The organism is Oceanihabitans sp. IOP_32 (assembly GCF_009498295.1).
Classification (GTDB): Bacteria; Bacteroidota; Bacteroidia; order Flavobacteriales; family Flavobacteriaceae; genus Wocania; species Wocania indica.
The window spans coordinates 3,070,310-3,090,034 of record NZ_CP040813.1; the positions used below are offsets into that span (position 1 = coordinate 3,070,310).

Genomic DNA, 19,725 nt, shown 5'->3' on the forward strand with positions numbered 1-19,725 from the left:
ATATTTATAACCCTTCAAGTCTTTTAATTAATAGCCTAAAAAAGACTTATGATTACGAAAACACCTTCTAGCATTGTAGTACTTTTATCCTTTTTGAGCTGTTTTATCTTAAATATTTATAGTCAAAATTCTTCTAACACTCCTATTGACAGTCTTTTAATAAAACTCAGTTCTGAAAAAAACCAAGAAAAAAAGTTAGAAATCCTTAACGATCTCGTTGATCTCGCTTTTCAATCCGATTTGAATTTAGCTAAACGATATGCTAGAAAGGGTGTCCAATTGGCCGAACAAAGCCAGCATAAAATCTGGCAACCTAAATTTTACGAAATGCAAGGTAGAATGCACGCCAATCTTTTGGAACTAGATTCGGCTTCTATTAATTTTGATAAAGCTCTAAAGGGTTTTACTGAAATAGACGACAAAAAAGGCCAAGCCACTACCTATTTTAAAATAGGCTGGGTACATAAACGGCAAGGTAATATTGAAGCAGCCTTAAAGGTCGATTTAAAAGCCCTAAAACTCATGGAGTCCATAGATGATAAATTAGGAATTGCTGGTGCCTACAATCGAATTTCGGAAGATTTAACGAAACAAGGCCGACTTGAAGAAGCCTACGAATATGCACTAAAAACCATTACCCTGTGTAAAGAACAAAACTTTAACGAAGAACTGGCTTATGCCTACACCGCTGCTGGAGATACCCAAATTGCTATGGGAAATAGTGAAGCTTCTTTTGGATATTTTGATGAAGCTCTAAATTTGGCAAAATCACTTAATTTTTCCATTTTCGATATTATAAATTTCTCAAATAATCGAGCAAATGCTTTAAAACGTATGGGGAAATACGATGAAGCTAAAGCGGCATACGAAACGGCATTATCTACAGCACAAGATGTAAATTATGGCAATGCCATATATGTAATTACGGCCAATTTAGGCGAAATTAATTTGCTTTTAGGCGATTATGAAGCCGCTTTAAAATATCAGTTGCAAACAGTAGCCACACAAGAATCTCAAGGCGATGTGTCCAATTTAACAGAAAACTACCATCATTTAAGCACTATTTATGAGAAATTAGAGAATTATCCGTTGGCCTTAGAGTTTCAAAAAAAAGCGCTTGTTATGCGCGACAGTACGGCAAAAATAGAAAGCGACAAAACCATGTCTGCTTTAATGACACAGTTTGAAACCGAAAAGAAAGATCAAACCATTAATGCCCAAAACACCCAAATAGCACAACAACGGAAAACACAAATACTTTATATTGCCATTGCAACTATTTTTGCTTTGGGCTTATTAGGCATGTTTTTTAGTTTTAAAAATATTAGAAAAAAACGTGAGGCTTTACAAACTTTAAATGAAGCACTCGATGCCAAAAACAGACAGAATGAATTGTTGTTAAAAGAAATTCACCATCGGGTAAAAAATAATTTAGAAATGGTAAAGGGGTTAATAGCCTTACAGTCTGCTCATTTGGAAGATTCGGCAACTAAAGATGCCATGATTGCGAGTCAGAATCGAGTGCAATCCATGGGGATTATTCACCAAAAACTCTATCAAGGTACTAATTTAGGGGCTATAGAAATGAAAGACTACTTCCTAAATTTAGGCGATGGTATTTTAGATTCTTTTGATGCAGAAAATAGGGTGCAAATAGAATGTATCATGGAGCAATTGGAATTGGATGTAGATACAGCCGTTCCCATAGGTTTAATAGTGAACGAGCTATTAACCAATGCCATAAAATATGCGTTCCCGAATACAGAAAACGGTAAAATATCCATTCAATTAGAACAAAAAGCCAATGATATTTTGCACTTAAAAGTATCGGATAATGGTGTGGGGAAAGTTTTAGGTGGCGCAGCAAAAGGCACTGGTTTTGGTTCGCAACTTATCCAGTTATTAACGCAACAGTTAGATGGCATTATGCAAGAAAGTAATGAGAAAGGCACATCGGTTTCATTTCAATTTAAACACCAAAAAGCGGCATGATAGAGCAACCTGTAAAAATATTAATTGTAGAAGATGAGATGATTATTGCTGCAAATATTTCATTACAGCTTACCACATTAGGTTATGAAGTTACTGGTATTATTTCACGTGGTGAAGAAGCTCTTGTTCACATAAAACAAAATCAACCAGACATTGTTTTGATGGATATTCAGTTAAAAGGCAGGCTTGATGGTGTGGAAACCGTTAAAATGATGCAACAGGATTTCGATATTCCAATTATCTACCTAACGGCCAATGCCGATGATGGTAATTTTAACCGAGCAAAAAAAACGCATCCTTACGCTTTTATTTCTAAGCCTTTTAAAAAACTAGACTTAAAGCGTGTTATTGAGTTGACTATAAGTCAGTTTGAAGCTAAGGAAAACAATGGTAAATCTTCTATTGATATGCCTATTTCCCCATTTATTTTAAGCGACTGCATTTTTGTTCGTCATCATGAAAAAATGGTAAAAGTGGACATTAAAGATATTCTCTATATTGAAGCAGAACGTAATTATTCTAGGATTCACTCTAAAGATAAAGAATATCTTTTGGTTACGACTCTTAAAGATATGGACGAAAAATTGCCAGTAAATCTTTTCTTAAGAATTCATAGGTCGTTTATTGTAAACATCGCTCATATAGATGAGATAGCAACGAGTCATGTGGTTATTTCAAAAAAAGCCATTCCTTTAAGTAAACGGCTTAAAGAAGAATTACTTAATAGATTGCATACCATTTAATTTAAACAATTCCCCGATAAATAAAATACTAGTTTCGGACAAATACGAGCTACACTCATCCTAGTGTATTTGCTTTTTTTATTGATTATCAGTTATTTAGAGAAGCGCTAAAAAGCGTGACCTTATTAATTAATCATTAAAAACAGAAATTATGAAAGCTATTAAAACCACCATCTTGTTAGCCGTTCTCTTAGTGCTAACAACAACCCTCTCTAATGCACAAAACCAATCGTTTTGGGTTCATGAAGACCAAGTAAAACCATCAAAACAGGCCGAATACGAAAAAGTAACCAAAGACTTTGTAGAGGCTTGTAAAAAACACGAACTGAAAGATGCAAATTGGGCAGCAGCTCGAGTAGATAACGGCACTTATATAAGTATTGTACCCATTGAAAATATGGCCGATTTTGATAAAAACCCACTTGCGCCTTTAATGGAGAAAATGGGAGAAGAAAATTTCTGGGCTATTTTTAAACGATTTGATGCCTGTTACAATAAACATGGCGACTATGTGGTCCATTTAATAGAAGACCTCTCGTATATGCCAAATGGTTTAATGTCTAATACGCCTGGGAAAGATTACCGCAAATGGCATTACCTTTATGTAACGCCCAGTAATGCGCAAGCACTTCACACAAAAATAAAAGAAATAAAAGCCCTTTATGAGAAAAAAGGTTCTAAGGAATACTTTAGAATGTACCGCAGTGGCTTTGGCAGCATGGGCGACTATTACCTGGCTTCTGTCTCAGCAAAAGATGAGCAGTCTTACGCAAAAACATAAGACGAAAACAACGTGCTTTTAGGTGAAGAGGGAAAAAAATTGTTTTCAGAAATGTTTATGCTTCTCGATAAATACGAGGTAAAAACCGGTAGAATGAGACCAGATCTAGCTTATACAGCAAAACAATAACCAACCAAACCAAAACCTACTGGGGCTTGTGTTTCGGTAGGTTTTAAAAAAAATAAAGTTTAATAAATCCCACACCATGGTTGTTCTAATCAAAAGTCCATAAAAATAAATAGATCATGAAAAAAGTTGGCATCATTGGTGGTTCAGGATTTATAGGAAGCCACATTACCAAAATATTTTTAGAAAACGGCTTCGAGGTTAAGGTTTCAACAACAGATATTTCTAATGAGAATAAATATCAGCATTTAATGTAATTAAAAAATGCTGAAAACTTACATATCTGCGAATTAGATGTAACACACAAACAGCAATTAAGTGAGTTTGTTTCCAACTGCGATATTTTAGTGCATAGCGGCACACCGTTTCAACTGGACTTTAAAGATGCAAAAACCGAATTGATTGATCCCACCATTAAAGGAACCAAAAATGTCTTAGAGGTAGTTAAGGGTGTTTCGACGGTTAAAAAAGTGGTTATTATGTCGTCGGTTGCAGCATTTAATACCAATTTTCCTTTGCCTCCTAGCGGAAGAAATCAAGCCGATACTTTTAATGAAACCGATACGCCTTTAATGAGTGCAGACAGCCATCCGTATGCCCAGGCAAAATTTATGGCAAACCAAACAGTAAATAATTTTATTGCAAAACATCCTCATCTCGATTTCGAAATTACAAGTGTTTCGCCAGTTGCTGTTTTTGGTAAATCGTTGTCGCAAAGAGCAGATTCCACATCAATGGGCTTGCAGTATGTAATTAAAAACAACCTGCTGCCCAATGCCTTCATACAAATGCTTTATGATATTGATGTTGAAATGGCTATTGTTAACGTAAAAGATGTTAGGTATAGTGTTTATAAAGCTGCGACAATTTCAGGATTACATGGTAAAAACTATTTGCTTAGTAGTGAAAGTTACCCCATTTCAGATGTGGGATTAATGCTGAATAATAAAGCATCAAAAAATTCACCAAAAGTCATTTATCAAAATCAAAAGGCCGTACAGGACTTGGGTATAACTTTTCAATCGGTAAAGGAAACTTTAAAACAGTACAACCTTTAGCAGCAAACTTACAAATGTTCTGAATAAGAAAGGAAACAGGATTATTACTAACCTGTCTATTCACGCAGGCATAAATTTTAAATATTATGAAAAAAGTAATTTTATTAATGCTTGTATTACCGCTATTGGCTATCGCGCAAACGACCTCCGAATATGTGGTTTTCGAAAACGTAGTGCTTACCGCCAATCCTACAGAAATAAAACAATTTGAAGAAGGCATGGCAGCGCACAATAAAAAATACCACAGCGATAATGAATTTGGTGCACGCGTTCATCTTATAGGTAATGGCGCTAATGTGGGCAAATATATGTGGGTAATGGGACCATTGCCTTGGAGTGCTTTTGATAATAGACCCGCAGGAGACGGGCATGATTATGATTGGAATAATAACGTATTGGCTTATACTACGGGAGAAGCTAACCTAATCTATTGGAAATATAAAGCTGATTTATCAAATTTCTCAAAGGATTTTACAGTTAAAAACCTTTTGGTAGATTTCTATAATGTGAAACGATTTAAAGGTGCACAAACCATGGAGCTTCTAAAAAACATTAAAGAAGTGATGGTTGAAAAATTCCCGAATGAAAATTATGGCATATATATTAACGAGTTTCCAAGCACCACAGAAGGCCGCGATGTAGCCTTTATCTCTTTCTTTCAAAAGTCGGCATGGCTTGGTGAAGACCCAGATTTTTCAAAAAAGTATAACGAAGTGCATGGTGAAGGAAGTTTTAAAACTTTCCTTAAAGATTGGGAAGACGCAACAGAAGGAGTAGAAACCGAATTATGGATTAATCAACCCAAATTAGGCGGTATAGTGGATAGGGTTGAGGTAAAAACAAGACAATGAAAAGATGAACATTTTAAAACATACTAAAAAAACAGAGATTAATAAATAAAAACATGCTAATGAGGACAACAAAATATGTAGTACTAGGAATTCTATTAACTACCACCACTTCATTTTTAAGTTGTAATGAAAAAGTAAAAGAAGTTACACAAGAAGAAAATATTGATCTCGTTGCACATTCTAAAAGCGAAACACCAGAATATTTCCTATTGCGACCAGAAGTAGAAAAAGCCTATGGCTATTCGCACGCGGTAAAAATCGGGAATTCCATTAAAATATCGGGAGCTGTAAGTATGGATGATGAAGGCAACCCAACTGCGATTGGCGATTTGGAACAACAAATGAAAAACTGCTACGCCGATTTAGATAAAATCTTAAAACATTACGGCTGCACGTTTAATGATGTGGTAAAGGAAGATATTTTTACTACAGATATGCCAAAGTTTTTAGAAGTGGCTGCCTATAGAACTAAAATTTATACCAAACACTTCCCAACAGGTTCTTGGCTTGGCGTTAAAGAATTGGCAATTCCAGAATTTATGATAGAAATAGAACTGGAAGTGTATAAAGCTAACTAATAAACCAGCTAAAAACAAAATCATGGAAAATAATAAAAACCTTCAAATTATTGATACGATGAATAAAGCATTCGCAGCAGGCGATATGCCAACGGTTCTCGGCAATATAAACCCCAACATTGAATGGAACGAAGCGAAGGTAACAGATATGCGGATGGCAAGCCATATCGAGGGTCAGATACTGTTTTAAATGGCGTATTTGCTCGTCTGGTAGCCGACCACGAGTATTATATTGAAAGCTACAATAGCGCTCAACGATCTTTTAGTCAAATAAACATGCGGTAAAAATTTAAAACCTATATCCAATCCGTAAGTCAATAAAATCTGCTACATGTCTATGAGCTTTCAAACTAAAACCAGTAAAAATGCGTGTATTAAAATTATAAGTAAGACTGTAACGTTGATAAACATCGTCATTAATACGGTAATCATTAAAATAATAGATTCCCAATTCTTGACTAAAAGTCACGCGACCAATCCAAAACTCATGCCCAACCAGAGCAGCGGCTTGTATAAAACTGGCATTTGTATTGTTGAGCTCTATTTGCTCGCGACGCGAAAAATCAAAAATAAATTCTGTCCCGCCAGTTAAGGCACTTCTACCGCCAATCCATCGGCTGTATTTGCCCATAAAGCCCAATACATAAAACTTATCTTTTTCGCCTACTGTGGCGTTGCTCCAACCAGAAAAATGAACCAAAGATAGTCTTGTTTTGTTTTCAGGAGGCTCTCGCTTACCAATTTTAGATAAGTTTGGGTACTCGATTGCAGATAAACTTTTATTCATACCAAGACTCAGCGAGGGAAAGTTAAGCCCTTTGTTAGGAGCTCTTATGCCACCATTAGAGGTGTGATTATATTTTGCTGCCAAACGTATGTTCCATTGGTTGGTGAGTCTATAATTGATGCCAAACCCCACCATAAGAGCAAAACTTAGATGAGTACTGTAAGAATCGTTTTTCGGATTTTTAACAGCATCAAAAGGAGTTGTAAGATAAGCACCGCCCAAGCCCATTCTAAAAAAAAGATGGCTGCGTTTTTGTGTTTTAAAATACGGCTCAATATACCCCATGGCTAAAGCGCCTTTTCCCAAGACCTCAGGGTTATCCCAATTCCAATACCCTAAATCGACACCAACTCTTGGAAAACAATTACAAAAATCCCAGGCTTTTTGAGTGAGAAGGAGCTTACTCCAATCGATTGTAAGAGCTGATGGATGTGCACTATCTAAGTTTTTTAAAGATTCGCTGTGTTTTAAAATAAAGCCATAATCTAAATTTAAACCTATAAACGTTGGTCTGCTTTCTTTAAAAGTAGGGTTTTGTTGAGCGTCTAAGCTCAATACCATAACGGCATAAATAAAAGCAGTTAGAAAAATATTTTTCATGTTGTTTTAGCTATAGCTGAATTTGATTTCTATAAATATAATTATTTGATGCGTTGTAAACTAAAATACGTAGTTTAATAAGCTAAAATAGGGGAATGGTATTGGAATTAGGATTAGCCTAACTTTTAAAATGTAGCGTATAAACGTGTTTTGTTTTTTTGTAGTTTGAAACATGGTGTTTAAAAACCCAAAATCAAATCTAAACCACTTTTAAGCTGTTTTAAGCCACTTTGTAAATAATTAACAATTGTTAATAATTATTAAACAAAGGTCTTAAAAAGCTTTTTAAACGCTTTATAATTTTGTATCTTTGTTTGTATTCAAAAGGATGCTTAAACGCATCTTTTTTTTGTGGTCATTTTGTGGCAAAATAATAAAAAATAATAAACAACAAACGTTTTATAATGAGCGAAAATAGAGAAGAATTTAATAAGGACAACTATTCTGCAGATAGTATCCAAGCTTTAGAAGGCATGGAGCATGTGCGCATGCGTCCTTCGATGTACATTGGCGATACTGGTCCAGGTGGGTTACATCATTTAGTTTATGAGGTGGTAGATAATTCTATCGATGAAGCTTTGGCTGGCCATTGTGATAATATTAGTGTTATAATAAATGAAGATAACTCGATAACTACAGAGGATGACGGTCGTGGTATACCTGTAGATATGCACAAAAAAGAAGGTGTTTCTGCATTAGAAGTGGTTATGACCAAAATTGGTGCTGGAGGAAAATTTGATAAAGATTCTTATAAAGTTTCTGGTGGTTTACACGGTGTTGGTGTGAGTTGTGTTAATGCCTTATCCGAGCATTTAACAGCAACCGTTTATAGGAAGGGTGAAATTTGGGAGCAGCAATACGAGAAAGGTAAGGCTCTGCATCCAGTAAAAAAAATCGGTAAAACCGAAAAGCGGGGTACGGTGGTTACTTTTAAACCGGATCCTACAATATTTACCCAAACCGTAGAATTTAGTTACGATACTTTGGCTAATAGAATGCGTGAGTTGGCCTTTTTAAATAAGGGTATTACCATTCATTTAATTGATAAACGCTTTAAGAAAGAGGACGGTGAGTTTGAGGGTGAAACATTCCATTCTAAAGAAGGATTAAAGGAATTTATAAAGTTTTTAGATGGAAATCGCGAGCCAATTACAAGTGATGTTATTGCTTTTGAAGGAGAAAAAAATGGCGTCCCTGTAGAGGTTGCGATGATTTACAATACCGGGTATGCTGAAAATTTACACTCTTACGTAAATAATATTAATACCCGCGAAGGGGGTACACACTTATCAGGCTTTCGTCGTGGTTTAACACATACACTTAAAAAATATGCCGATGAATCTGGGATGCTTGATAAATTAAAATTCGATATCTCTGGAGATGATTTCCGTGAGGGTTTAACCGCCATTATTTCTGTAAAGGTACAAGAGCCTCAGTTTGAAGGGCAGACTAAAACCAAGTTAGGAAACCGTGAAGTTTCTGCCTCTGTGAGTCAAGCTGTGTCTGAAATGTTAACCAATTACCTTGAAGAACATCCAGACGATGCCAAAACCATAGTTCAAAAAGTTATTCTCGCCGCGCAAGCCCGACATGCAGCTCAAAAAGCTCGTGAAATGGTACAGCGTAAAACAGTAATGAGTATTGGTGGTTTGCCTGGAAAATTAAGTGACTGTTCAGAGCAAGATCCAGCAAAATGCGAAGTTTATTTAGTCGAGGGTGATTCGGCAGGTGGAACGGCAAAGCAAGGTCGCGATAGAGAATTTCAAGCCATATTACCATTGAGAGGTAAAATTCTGAATGTTGAAAAAGCCATGAGACATCGTGTTTTTGAAAATGAAGAAATTAAAAACATCTACACGGCACTTGGCGTTACTATTGGAACAGAAGAAGATAGCAAAGCCTTAAATCTGTCTAAATTACGATACCACAAAATTGTAATCATGTGTGATGCCGATATTGACGGTGCGCATATTGAAACTTTAATTTTAACTTTCTTCTTCCGTTATATGAGAGAGTTAATTGAAAACGGACATATTTATATTGCTACACCACCGCTATTCTTAGTTAAAAAAGGCGCAAAAAAGCAATATGCGTGGAGTGATGAAGAGCGTATAGCATTAATGGAAGAGTTTGGCGATGGTGCAAAAATTCAGCGTTATAAAGGTCTGGGAGAGATGAATGCCGAACAACTTTGGGATACTACCATGAATCCTGAGTTTAGAACTTTGCGTCAAATTCACATCGAAAATGGGGCAGAGGCAGACCGTGTTTTCTCTATGCTGATGGGGGATGAAGTGCCACCTCGAAGAGAGTTTATTGAGAAAAATGCCATCTATGCAAATATTGATGCGTAGATAGAACATAATTAACATTCTTGAAAAGAAGCTGTTTCATTAAGTTGAAACAGCTTTTTTTATTTATAGAGGCTATGATTATGTTTAAATGAGATACATTCCATGTCGTTCACTTCTTTGAATATTAAATTTCAATTACCACCACTAATTTGTAGGTGCATCTCATTTTAGAGGTGCCTATTAAACAAACTTAGATTTATGCCGAATTCTTGATCCTGTATTAGGTTGGGTAGAAAAACCAGAGGGAATTAAAACAAAAAAGCCAAGAAGAACGCTTAGCTTTTTTTGTGACCGGGCTGGGGCTCGAACCCAGGACCCTCTCCTTAAAAGGGAGATGCTCTACCAACTGAGCTACCCGGTCTTTTATTGTTCTAACAAGTGTTTCCTGTTAGCGGGTGCAAATATAAAATCTTTATTTAATTATACTAGAAAAAAATAACATAAATTTTAAATAAATTTAAAACTAGAAAAATCAATAAAAAACTTTAAAATTAAAGAACAAATATTATGTGCGCACGAGAAGATTCGAACTTCCACATCCTAAACGGATACTGGCCCCTCAAGCCAGCGCGTCTACCAATTCCGCCACGTGCGCAAATGTAGTTTTAAAATAAAAAAGTTAAGCAACTCGCTTAACTTTTTTAGTGACCGGGCTGGGGCTCGAACCCAGGACCCTCTCCTTAAAAGGGAGATGCTCTACCAACTGAGCTACCCGGTCTATAATTTCAAATGGCTAACCTTTGTTGCTGTTAGCGGGTGCAAATATAATAGCTTTAATTAATAAAACAATACTTTTTTAAAAGATTTTTTTGTTTTTTTGCCATAGCTAAACGTATGTTTTTAATAATCAATTTATAACGAAAAAATGATCATAATATTAATGGGTTATATGGCTTCTGGAAAATCAACTTATGGGAAGATTTTATCTAATAAACTAAATTATTCCTTTATTGATTTGGATGATTATATTGAAGAAAAGGAGAGTTTGTCCGTAAGTCGTATTTTTAAAACCAAGGGTGAAATCTATTTCAGAAAAAAAGAAACTGAATATTTAAATGCTCTTTTGAAAAACGAAACTAATCTAATTTTGTCTTTAGGTGGTGGTACACCCTGTTACGGAAACAATATGGACGCCATCTTAAAGGCCGAAAATGTTGTGAGTGTATATCTAAAAGCTTCAATTAAAACGCTAATTAATAATTTAAAAGACGAAAAGTCTCAACGCCCTTTAATTGCAGATATTAAAACAGACGAGTTGCTGGCCGAATTTATAGGAAAACACTTATTCGAACGCGCATACTTTTATAACCAAGCAGATAAAATAGTTGATACCGATAACAAATCTGTAGAAGATATCATTAAAGATTTGCTCTCGGCGATCATTTAAAACTTACTATTCTAGTACGGCCTTAAAGTTGCTGTCTTCTAATATTACATTGACGTGTTCATGTAATGATGTCGATAAAGAAATGCCCTTAAAATCTGCTTTTACTGGATATTTTTTATGATTTCTATTAACCAAAACCGCGGTGTTAAATTGTTTTAAAGGTACTTCTAGAAAGTGTTTTACGCCATAAATTAAAGTGGTTCCAGAGTTTAAAACATCGTCAATTAACACTAAAGATTTGTTTTTGTAATCGTTAACAGGAATCGAGGTGGTTATGGCTTCAAATGGATTTTTCTTGTCGATACTAACCTTACAAAGAATTGGTGTTATATCAGATATGTTTTCAAGTGCTGTTTTTAGTTTAGTTGCTAAAATGTAGCCATTTCGGTCTATGCCGGCTAAAATAACCTCGGTTTCATTTACATTATTCTCGTAAATCTGAAACGCAATACGCCTAATTTTTTGATTAATTTCAGTGTGATTTAGAATAATATTAGTTTTTGCAGTCATGGTTTAAGCGCTTAAATTATAGTGTAAAATTACTTGTTTTATTTGATATTAAAGTTCATCAAAAAATGTATCGTCTGTAAATTCATCAATATCTCTACGATCTTTTTTGGTAGGTCTCCCAACACCTTTTTTTCTGTAATAATCTTTGGCATACTTTAAAAGCTCCTGAGCTTCAAATTGTTCTTTTGGTGTATTATCGGTGATATAAATAGCTACCAATTTAGCACCAACTCGACTTTCAGGAATATCGTTAACTTTTAATTTATAATTAATCTGATTTTTTCTTAATTCGACAATATCTTGCGGAAAAACCTCTCGGCTAGGCTTAGCCGCAGTATTATTAATTTTAACCTGTCCCTTTTTACAGGCCGTGGTCGCCATCGATCTGGTTTTGTAATATCTAACGCACCATAAATACTTGTCTATACGCATATAATTAATAATAAATTCAAATAGTATGGCTGTTATCTAAAAAAAGGATTCATCAAAAAAGATAAATCCTTTTTATTGAAAATTATAGTCTTTTAGTTTAATAGTTTAATTGAACTGATTTCATCATTCCAATTACGACCCCAACTCGCTCGACGTAGTCTTTTTAAGTTAGATATTTGTAAAGAACTACTGTTTCTTGCGTCTAGTACAAATGATCTACCGCCGTAATTAATGTGTTCATAGAAACGTCCATAACAGCTAGAAACTCTGACAGAACTGACTTTATCATTAGGTATATTACCAATAAACGCATTACTACCACATAAAACAACTTGATTATTTTGAAGAACTTTCCACATGGTGGAATCCGAAAAATTTCTTAATCTTTCTGAGTTTGTTCCATTTTGAAAATAACATCCATTATACTGAGGTCCTCCATTAGGCTTGGCAGAGTGCCAAGTAATTAAACCATTGTAATTACTATTACTATATATCCTTAAGGAATAAGGGTTGTCGTATGGACTTGAAACTTTTGAATAAGTACTTTTGTTAGTACTTGATATAGTATTCATATAAATTGAAAAATCTTTTTCATTATCGAATAAAATAAAGTTTTCATCATCTAAGACGTATGTAATTAATGATTCATTTCGATTATTTAAATCATTTAAAAATTCGAATGAATCATTTTCAATAGGAGTTTTTTCTCCGCTAGCTTCGTCCTTCACAAAGTAAATAGTAAATATTTCATTATTATAACTAAAATTTAATGTTTCAACAACCTCTTTTGCCTTGTTAGTTATTGAAGTTGTTTCTTCAACTGATTCATTGGAACAGGAGAAAAAAAGATTGAAATGATAATTAATGTAAGAAATTTGATTTTTTTCATGTTAAAAAAGTTTAATTGTTAATAAAGTATTATTGTATAAATATATTGCAAATAAAGTTCTTATTTTATTTTTAATGCGAAAATAATGTTAACTTTATTTGATTATACTTAATTATGCCACAAGACCAAAATTTATTATCTTTAAATAAAGGCTAAAGGTATGAATTTACTACATTTTATAGAACAATTCCCTGACGAAACCTCTTGTAAGGTTCATCATCGAGAAGTCAGGGTAAAAGAAGGTGTAATTTACAAAAAATGTAAAGGCACAAAACATTATTAGTTAAAATCAAAGTAGATGTGGCTATGTAGTGATTGTCGCTTCAGAACAACGCTTCGTAGTGGAACAATGATGGAATATTCCAACTTACCGTTTCGAACTTGGTATTTAGCTATGGCTTTCATGACTTTCAGTAAGAAAGGCATATCTGCTGTTGAGTTGCAACGTCAGCTTAATCATTCACGATATACCACGATACGGTCATTGATGCATAAGATTCGAACTGCGATGGGCAAGCGTGATGATCTATATAAATTAGAGGACATGGTTGGGTTTGACGAAGGCTACTTTGAAATAGCCACCAAAGAAAAAGACAAAAAGAATTTAAAGCGAGGTCTTGGTAGCCAAAGACAGTTTAATGTCGCTGTTATGGCTGAATCAACACCTTTAGAAAATCCTAAAACTGGTAAGAAATTAAGCCATTGTAGATATTTTTAAGATGAAGGTGCTTAATACGCACAAAAAAGAAGAAGTTAACACTACTATTACTGATAGCTTTGAGGATATCTCCATTGTTTTTAGTGACAAAAGCACATCGTATGTTGACATTTCGGACTACGTAGAAATGCATATTACAGAAAAAACAAGTAGAGAAACCACAATTTCGACGCTAAAGTGGGTACACATAGCTATTAGCAATGCAAAGCGGACTCTTTTAGGTATTTACCACAAAATCAAAGGTAAATATTTACAGAATTATCTAGATGAGTTTTGTTATAAATTGAACAGAAGATACTTTGGCGAGCATTTGTTTGACAGACTTGTTTTAGCTGTTAGTTCGCGATACTGGTATAAAGGTGTGTAATCAAATAACTTTATATTAATCTTAATTTATTTAAGCTTTATTAATATAAAAAAATAAATTATTTTTGACATCTAAAAATTAATAAATAGAAATGTATGAAATTAGTAAAAATAGCTTTATCTATTTTATGTTTAGCGGTTGGTTTTTTATCCTGCAATAAAGATGATGATAACAACGATATTATAGAAGTTGAAATAAGAGATAGAGGGGAGCAACAAGTAGCCGATAATGATTCTATTATTAAATATTTAAAAACACATTATTATAATTCTAGCGAATTAGCAGCTATTAGTAACCCTAGTATTGAGGACATTATTATAACCAAATTTATTTCGGGTACTGTGCCAGATGGTAATACGTTGTTAATGAATGCTGTTGAAAAAAAGACAGTTAATTATGCTGACACAAATTATGACTTCTATATGCTTAAATTAAATCAAGGAGGCGGTGCGGATTCACCATCGTTTGCAGATAGTATTAGAGCTCGATATGAAGGCATTTTACTTGACGATACCATTTTTGATAGTAGTTTAGGGGCACCATTAGATTCTGATTTAATTACTGAAATTGCAGTAGAAGGGTGGAGAAGAGTTTTTCCATATTATAACACAGCTGAAAGCTTTATTGAAAATAGCGATGGAACTATTAGTTATATAAATAAAGGTTTAGGTATTATGTTTTTACCTTCGGGATTAGCATATTTTTCTTCTTCTACACCAAGTTTTTCAGCATATTCTCCATTGATTTTTAAGTTTGAATTATTACAAATGGAACGAAACGATCATGATAATGATGGTATCCCTTCTTACTTAGAGGATTTAAATGGTGATGGTGAATTTACTCTTGATGATGACACCGACGGTGATGGCATTTCTAATTATCTTGATGTTGATGATGACGATGATGGAATACCAACAATTAGAGAGTTAAAACCTCGAACCTATTCTGTTAATACAAATGTAGGAGAACAGGAGCCCGTTTTAGAAGTTAAAGAGTTTGAATACAGCAGAACGGAAGCTGCTGGCATAATTACCATTAAAACGTTTACGGCTGTAGATTCTAACAACGATGGTATAGATGATTATCTGGACAAAAATATAGCTATTGAGTACACCGAATAATCTTTTATGATAAAGTAGTGAATAAAAAGCAACTTTTGTAGTCCTTCACACGTTTTCACAAGTTAAAAAAGAACCCGATTGATGGTTTAGTACCAAAATCGGGCTTTTTTTGTCTAATTATTGTCCCATTCTAAACCAATTTATAGATTTGGACAACTCTATTAGTCTTAAGACGGGTTTTTAGATTATGGGTGTTGAGAAAATTCATTACAATAGGGGAGAGGCTTAGTATGGTTTTACAGAATGCAAAACAGCACTAAATTTTTATCATTTGTGCGTTGTACATAAATGAATCTTTCCAGCGTTCAAAACGAATATCAAATTTATCGGAAAACACAAGATATTGGCATTTACCAATACTTTCGGGAGTACGAGTAACTTCAGCAAAATTATTGTTTCTAAATAAAAAGCCAGCATCTTCAACAATACACATTTTTAAGGCGTTTAAATTAATACCATTAAGATAGAACAGTTTGTTTAAACGTTTTGGGGTTGCAATTACAATATCGGTACCGTCGTATATGTCGTCGCGTTGAATGTCGATATTATGTTCGTCGTAAGCACAATATACACGTAAATTGGTGCCGCGTTTAAAGGCATTAAATTCCAACTCTAATTGTAATGCAGCTTTTTTGTCTTTTACAAAAATTAAAGCTCTAGGCGCATCGGCTTTAGCGTATTTTAGTTTCTGTATTACGCTAATAATTATGCTCGTGGTTTTCCCGCTTCCCTCTGGCGCTATTACAAACAAACTAGCTCCACTTTTTATTTTAGGTAGCAGTTGTTTTTGTAAGGGTAAGGGATCTTCAAAACCTTTGGAGTTAAGTGTATCTGCTAGAGGTTCTATTAATTTCTTAAAGGGCATAAAACGTTTTTATTTTGATGTAAAGGTAGTAAGTTTTTAAATAGCTAATCGCATTGGGAAAGCATGGATTTTAAAAAATAATTAGTTTACTTTTGCCACATGCAAAAAAACAACACGTTTAAATTAGAATTTGTAGCTTTAATGGCCTCATTAATGTCTCTTGTAGCCCTATCTATAGATGCTTTGTTGCCGGCTTTGCCACAAATTGGTCAAGATTTAGGAGTTTTAAATTCTACACACAACCAATTGCTTATTACAATGATTTTTTTAGGCTTGGGTTTCGGACAACTGCTTTTTGGACCGCTATCTGATAGTTTTGGCAGAAAACCTATTGTTTACATTGGTTTTACGGTATTTGTTGTGGCTAGTTTTATTTGTGTATCTGCAGTGAGTTTAGAGTTTATGATTGTGGGGCGTATTCTTCAAGGATTTGGATTATCGGCAGCAAGAAGTTTAAGTATATCTATGATTAGAGATTGCTTTAGTGGTAATTATATGGCTAAAATATTATCAATTGTCACCATGTTTTTTATTTTGGTTCCTGTAGTGGCACCCTTATTAGGTCAGTTTTTAATAAGTCGATTTAATTGGCAGTCTATATTTTATTTTAACTTGATATTTGGTATTCTTGTCATGTTTTGGTTTTGGTTACGCCAGCCAGAAACATTAAAAGAAGAAAAACGTATTAAATTTTCTTATCGTTTATTTATCGATGGTGCTATCGAGTTTTTTAAACATAAAGACGCCGTGGCTTTCACATTTATTTCTGGATTTATTACAGGGTCTTTTATGGTGTATTTAAGTACATCGCAACAAATATTTCAAGAGCAGTATAACTTGGCAGACTTGTTTCCATATATTTTTGCGAGTTTAGCGATTTCGGTCGGTTTTGCTACCTTTTTAAATAGTAGGTTTGTGGTTAAGTTTGGTATGACTAAAATAGCCTATGTTTCTTGTATTGCTTACACCGCTATATCGATTTTGTATGTTGTTATGTTTTCATCTGGTCAAAACCCAAATATTGCGGTTTTGTTAAGCTTTTTTGCTTTACAATTTTTTGCTGTGGGTTTTTTATTCGGGAATTTACGTGCACTAGCAATGCAGCCTTTAGGACATATTGCGGGTATTGGAGCCGCAATAAATGGTTTTGTTTCTACCGTAATGGCTGTTCCTATTGCAAATTTTATTGGAGAGTTTGTGAGTACATCGGTCTTACCTCTATTTATTGGGTTTTCGATATTTGGTTTACTTTCTGTTTTAGTTTTTGTAATGGTAAAACGTAAAGTTATTTTTGTAAAAATTTAGAGTCTTCTGTTTTTAGTTGTTCTACGGTATTAAATTTTTTTTAGCATTTGTATGATTTTCGTATATCATCGTATTGGCTTTAAATTTTGGCTTGATAAGTGTATAAGTCGTAATATCGACCTCGCTTTTTAATCAAATTTTCATGGTTACCGCGCTCTATAATACGGCCCGCTTCTATAACTAAAATTTGGTCTGCTTGCTTTATGGTGCTCAGGCGATGGGCAATTACAATAGTGGTTTTGTCTTTAATGAGTTTAGCTAAACTTTTTTGGATAAGCGTTTCGCTTTCGGTGTCTAAGCTTGAGGTTGCTTCATCTAAAATTATAATCTTTGGCTCTGCTAAAATGGCTCGAGCAATAGCTAAGCGCTGACGTTGTCCTCCAGATAGTTTTACACCTCTTTCACCAATTAGAGTGTCTAAACCGTTATCAAATCTGTCTGTAAATTCATTGACATAAGCCGCTTTTACGGCATTTTGTAATTCGGTTTCAGTAGCATTTGGTCTAGGAAACATAATATTTTCTCTTATGCTGCCTTCAAAGAGAAACTCATCTTGTAAAACAACGCCTAAATATTGTCTGTAGCTACTTAATTTTACCTTAGACAAATCTTGATTATCAATGGATACAATACCAGTTTTAGGTGTTAAAAATGTAGCCGATAAGCCTGCAATAGTAGATTTTCCAGATCCAGAACTTCCAACTAAGGCGGTTACAGTACCTGCGGGTGCAGTAAAGTTTATGTCGTGAAGTACCTCCTCATCTTCATTATAGGAAAAGGATACATTTTTAAACTCGATGGTACCTTGAAGTTCTTTTAGCGTGATTTTACGATCTTCATTGTCGTCTTCAGATAATTTATTCATTAACTCTTCGGTTCTATCTAAACCTGCTAAAGCCTCTGTTAATTGACTACCTATATTACTTATTTGTATTATGGGGGCAATCATAAAACCTAGTACTAGAGTGAAGAATAAAAAATCTCCTGTTGTCATTTCAGATTGAATCATATAATAGCCCCCAATTCCCATAATACCAGTGGTGGCTACACCTATTAAGAAAGTAGAAGCGCTTGTCATGAATGCCGTTGCGGTTAAACTCTTTTTTACATTTTTATAAAGTTTTTCTACCCCTTTTTCAAATACTAAATGCTCTTGTGCTTCGGCATTAAAAGCCTTAATAACTCTAACGCCAGCTAAAGTTTCAGTAAGTCTACCTGTGACCTCCGCATTAATTTTTCCGCGCACTCTAAAAATCGGACGAATATACTTAAACGCTTTAAGAGCGATATAACCAAATATGGAGAGTGGAATAAACACAAAAAGGGTCATCCAAGGGTTTATTTTTATTAAAATAATTAAAGAAATCACAGCTGTAAAAGTACCACCAACCAATTGCACGAGACCAGTCCCTATTAGATTCCTAACGCCTTCAACATCACTCATAATTCTAGACACTAAAGCACCAGATTTGGTGTTGTCGAAAAAACTTATAGGTAAGGTTAACACCTTTTTTTGTACTTGAGCACGCAATTCACTTATTAAATATTGAGCCTGTACGCCTAGTATTCGCGTTAATAAAAAGGATGTTACAGCTTGAATTGTGATGGCAGCAATTACAATAGCAATTAAAAAATAGAGATCTGTGTAATTCTTATTTGGTACAACATCATCTAATAAAACTTTACTTTGCCAGGGTAAAACTAAACCAGCCAAACTTTTAATAACTATTAAAACTAAACCCACAAAAATAAGGTTTCGCCTTGGCCAGATAATAGTTTTAAAAGCTTGAGAAATGGTGACTTTACGCGATATTTTAGTGGTCGATTTTCTGGGTTTCATTCTAGTGTTTTGGTTGTGTTTTATAATGGAAAAGCGTAGCTGAAAATGTAAAAATTAAAACCACTGCTATAGAGAGTGGTTTTAATTTTTATTGCTAATTTTTAATAATTTCACTAAGTTCGTTTTGACTTTTTAGCAAGTTTTGCCGCTTTTTTCTCCTTAGGGGTTAAAAGCGGTGCTTTTTTTGTGCTTTTCTTAGCATCATGTGACTTTGCCATAATATAATTAGCTTGATGGGTTCGCGAAACAAGATAGTATATTTAGCCCTTATTTATATGATGTAATGCGATATTTTAATGAAATTTGATGCCATACCAATCTGTTTTGTGTGGTGTTTAGCATATATTTACCAGTTATAATTGCAGAGCATATAAAAAACAAGTATGACCCTATGAAGTGTAATAAGAATAAAGAACTACAT

General features: G+C 34.2%; 16 protein-coding genes, 3 tRNA genes and 2 pseudogenes. 12 read left to right on the plus strand and 9 right to left on the minus strand.

Annotated features, from left to right (window positions below; all coding sequences use genetic code 11):
- Positions 1 to 48 precede the first annotated feature (48 nt).
- The 7 genes and pseudogenes from FEZ18_RS12890 (at position 49) to FEZ18_RS12920 (ending at position 6,319) form a co-directional block, all read left to right on the plus strand.
- Positions 49 to 1,992, plus strand: a complete 1,944-nt coding sequence (locus FEZ18_RS12890; protein ID WP_153268695.1) for a tetratricopeptide repeat protein — start codon at positions 49 to 51, stop codon at positions 1,990 to 1,992.
- Positions 1,989 to 2,735, plus strand: coding sequence for a LytR/AlgR family response regulator transcription factor (locus tag FEZ18_RS12895; protein WP_317164442.1), 747 nt, complete (start codon positions 1,989 to 1,991; stop codon positions 2,733 to 2,735). The genes FEZ18_RS12890 and FEZ18_RS12895 overlap by 4 nt, the downstream gene beginning before the upstream one ends.
- Positions 2,736 to 2,886: 151 nt before the next feature.
- Positions 2,887 to 3,516 carry a hypothetical protein gene (locus tag FEZ18_RS12900; RefSeq protein ID WP_228122759.1) on the plus strand — a complete coding sequence of 210 codons (630 nt, stop codon included), beginning with the start codon at positions 2,887 to 2,889 and terminating at the stop codon, positions 3,514 to 3,516.
- A 245-nt stretch (positions 3,517 to 3,761) separates the two neighbouring features.
- Positions 3,762 to 4,700 (plus strand): annotated as a pseudogene (locus FEZ18_RS12905) (NAD-dependent epimerase/dehydratase family protein).
- A gap of 86 nt (positions 4,701 to 4,786) precedes the next feature.
- Positions 4,787 to 5,551, plus strand: coding sequence for a hypothetical protein (locus tag FEZ18_RS12910; RefSeq protein ID WP_228122762.1), 765 nt, complete (start codon positions 4,787 to 4,789; stop codon positions 5,549 to 5,551).
- Positions 5,552 to 5,610: 59 nt separating this feature from the next.
- On the plus strand, positions 5,611 to 6,129 hold the full coding sequence (locus tag FEZ18_RS12915; protein ID WP_153268696.1) for a RidA family protein: 519 nt from the start codon (positions 5,611 to 5,613) through the stop codon (positions 6,127 to 6,129).
- A gap of 22 nt (positions 6,130 to 6,151) precedes the next feature.
- On the plus strand, positions 6,152 to 6,319 hold the full coding sequence (locus FEZ18_RS12920; RefSeq protein ID WP_153268697.1) for a hypothetical protein: 168 nt from the start codon (positions 6,152 to 6,154) through the stop codon (positions 6,317 to 6,319).
- A 99-nt stretch (positions 6,320 to 6,418) separates the two neighbouring features.
- On the opposite strand, the gene FEZ18_RS12925 is transcribed toward FEZ18_RS12920, so the two are convergent.
- Positions 6,419 to 7,516, minus strand: a complete 1,098-nt coding sequence (locus tag FEZ18_RS12925; RefSeq protein ID WP_153268698.1) for an acyloxyacyl hydrolase — start codon at positions 7,514 to 7,516, stop codon at positions 6,419 to 6,421.
- A 404-nt stretch (positions 7,517 to 7,920) separates the two neighbouring features.
- Here FEZ18_RS12925 and gyrB point away from each other — a divergent pair, with 404 nt between their 5' ends.
- Positions 7,921 to 9,870 (plus strand): DNA topoisomerase (ATP-hydrolyzing) subunit B, encoded by a 1,950-nt coding sequence (gyrB, locus tag FEZ18_RS12930; protein WP_153268699.1) that lies wholly within the window; start codon positions 7,921 to 7,923, stop codon positions 9,868 to 9,870.
- Positions 9,871 to 10,158: 288 nt separating this feature from the next.
- Here gyrB and FEZ18_RS12935 read toward each other — a convergent pair.
- The 3 genes from FEZ18_RS12935 to FEZ18_RS12945 form a co-directional block, all read right to left on the minus strand.
- A tRNA-Lys gene (locus tag FEZ18_RS12935) sits at positions 10,159 to 10,231 on the minus strand.
- A gap of 149 nt (positions 10,232 to 10,380) precedes the next feature.
- A tRNA-Leu gene (locus FEZ18_RS12940) sits at positions 10,381 to 10,465 on the minus strand.
- 50 nt (positions 10,466 to 10,515) lie between these two features.
- A tRNA-Lys gene (locus FEZ18_RS12945) sits at positions 10,516 to 10,588 on the minus strand.
- A 147-nt stretch (positions 10,589 to 10,735) separates the two neighbouring features.
- On the opposite strand from FEZ18_RS12945, the gene FEZ18_RS12950 reads away from it, so the two are divergent.
- Positions 10,736 to 11,257 carry a shikimate kinase gene (locus tag FEZ18_RS12950; RefSeq protein ID WP_153268700.1) on the plus strand — a complete coding sequence of 174 codons (522 nt, stop codon included), beginning with the start codon at positions 10,736 to 10,738 and terminating at the stop codon, positions 11,255 to 11,257.
- A 6-nt stretch (positions 11,258 to 11,263) separates the two neighbouring features.
- Here the strand turns inward: FEZ18_RS12950 and FEZ18_RS12955 are convergent, their stop codons facing one another.
- From FEZ18_RS12955 to FEZ18_RS12965, 3 genes are all read right to left on the minus strand, one after another.
- Positions 11,264 to 11,767 (minus strand): phosphoribosyltransferase family protein, encoded by a 504-nt coding sequence (locus FEZ18_RS12955; RefSeq protein ID WP_153268701.1) that lies wholly within the window; start codon positions 11,765 to 11,767, stop codon positions 11,264 to 11,266.
- A 48-nt stretch (positions 11,768 to 11,815) separates the two neighbouring features.
- Positions 11,816 to 12,199, minus strand: a complete 384-nt coding sequence (locus FEZ18_RS12960; RefSeq protein WP_153268702.1) for an RNA-binding S4 domain-containing protein — start codon at positions 12,197 to 12,199, stop codon at positions 11,816 to 11,818.
- Between the two features lie 92 nt (positions 12,200 to 12,291).
- Positions 12,292 to 12,927: a hypothetical protein gene (locus FEZ18_RS12965; protein WP_153268703.1), complete on the minus strand. Its 636-nt coding sequence runs from the start codon at positions 12,925 to 12,927 to the stop codon at positions 12,292 to 12,294.
- A gap of 321 nt (positions 12,928 to 13,248) precedes the next feature.
- Between FEZ18_RS12965 and FEZ18_RS12970 the strand changes: the two are divergent.
- Together FEZ18_RS12970 and FEZ18_RS12975 are read left to right on the plus strand one after the other, a co-directional pair.
- Positions 13,249 to 14,173: pseudogene (locus FEZ18_RS12970) on the plus strand (IS1595 family transposase).
- A 95-nt stretch (positions 14,174 to 14,268) separates the two neighbouring features.
- On the plus strand, positions 14,269 to 15,294 hold the full coding sequence (locus tag FEZ18_RS12975) for an FKBP-type peptidyl-prolyl cis-trans isomerase (protein ID WP_153268704.1): 1,026 nt from the start codon (positions 14,269 to 14,271) through the stop codon (positions 15,292 to 15,294).
- Positions 15,295 to 15,550: 256 nt separating this feature from the next.
- Here the strand turns inward: FEZ18_RS12975 and FEZ18_RS12980 are convergent, their stop codons facing one another.
- Positions 15,551 to 16,159 carry a DEAD/DEAH box helicase gene (locus tag FEZ18_RS12980; protein WP_153268705.1) on the minus strand — a complete coding sequence of 203 codons (609 nt, stop codon included), beginning with the start codon at positions 16,157 to 16,159 and terminating at the stop codon, positions 15,551 to 15,553.
- Positions 16,160 to 16,258: 99 nt separating this feature from the next.
- Here FEZ18_RS12980 and FEZ18_RS12985 point away from each other — a divergent pair, with 99 nt between their 5' ends.
- Positions 16,259 to 17,464, plus strand: coding sequence for a multidrug effflux MFS transporter (locus FEZ18_RS12985; RefSeq protein ID WP_153268706.1), 1,206 nt, complete (start codon positions 16,259 to 16,261; stop codon positions 17,462 to 17,464).
- Positions 17,465 to 17,543: 79 nt separating this feature from the next.
- Here FEZ18_RS12985 and FEZ18_RS12990 read toward each other — a convergent pair whose 3' ends face one another.
- On the minus strand, positions 17,544 to 19,304 hold the full coding sequence (locus tag FEZ18_RS12990) for an ABC transporter ATP-binding protein (protein ID WP_153268707.1): 1,761 nt from the start codon (positions 19,302 to 19,304) through the stop codon (positions 17,544 to 17,546).
- Between the last annotated feature and the right edge of the window lie 421 nt (positions 19,305 to 19,725).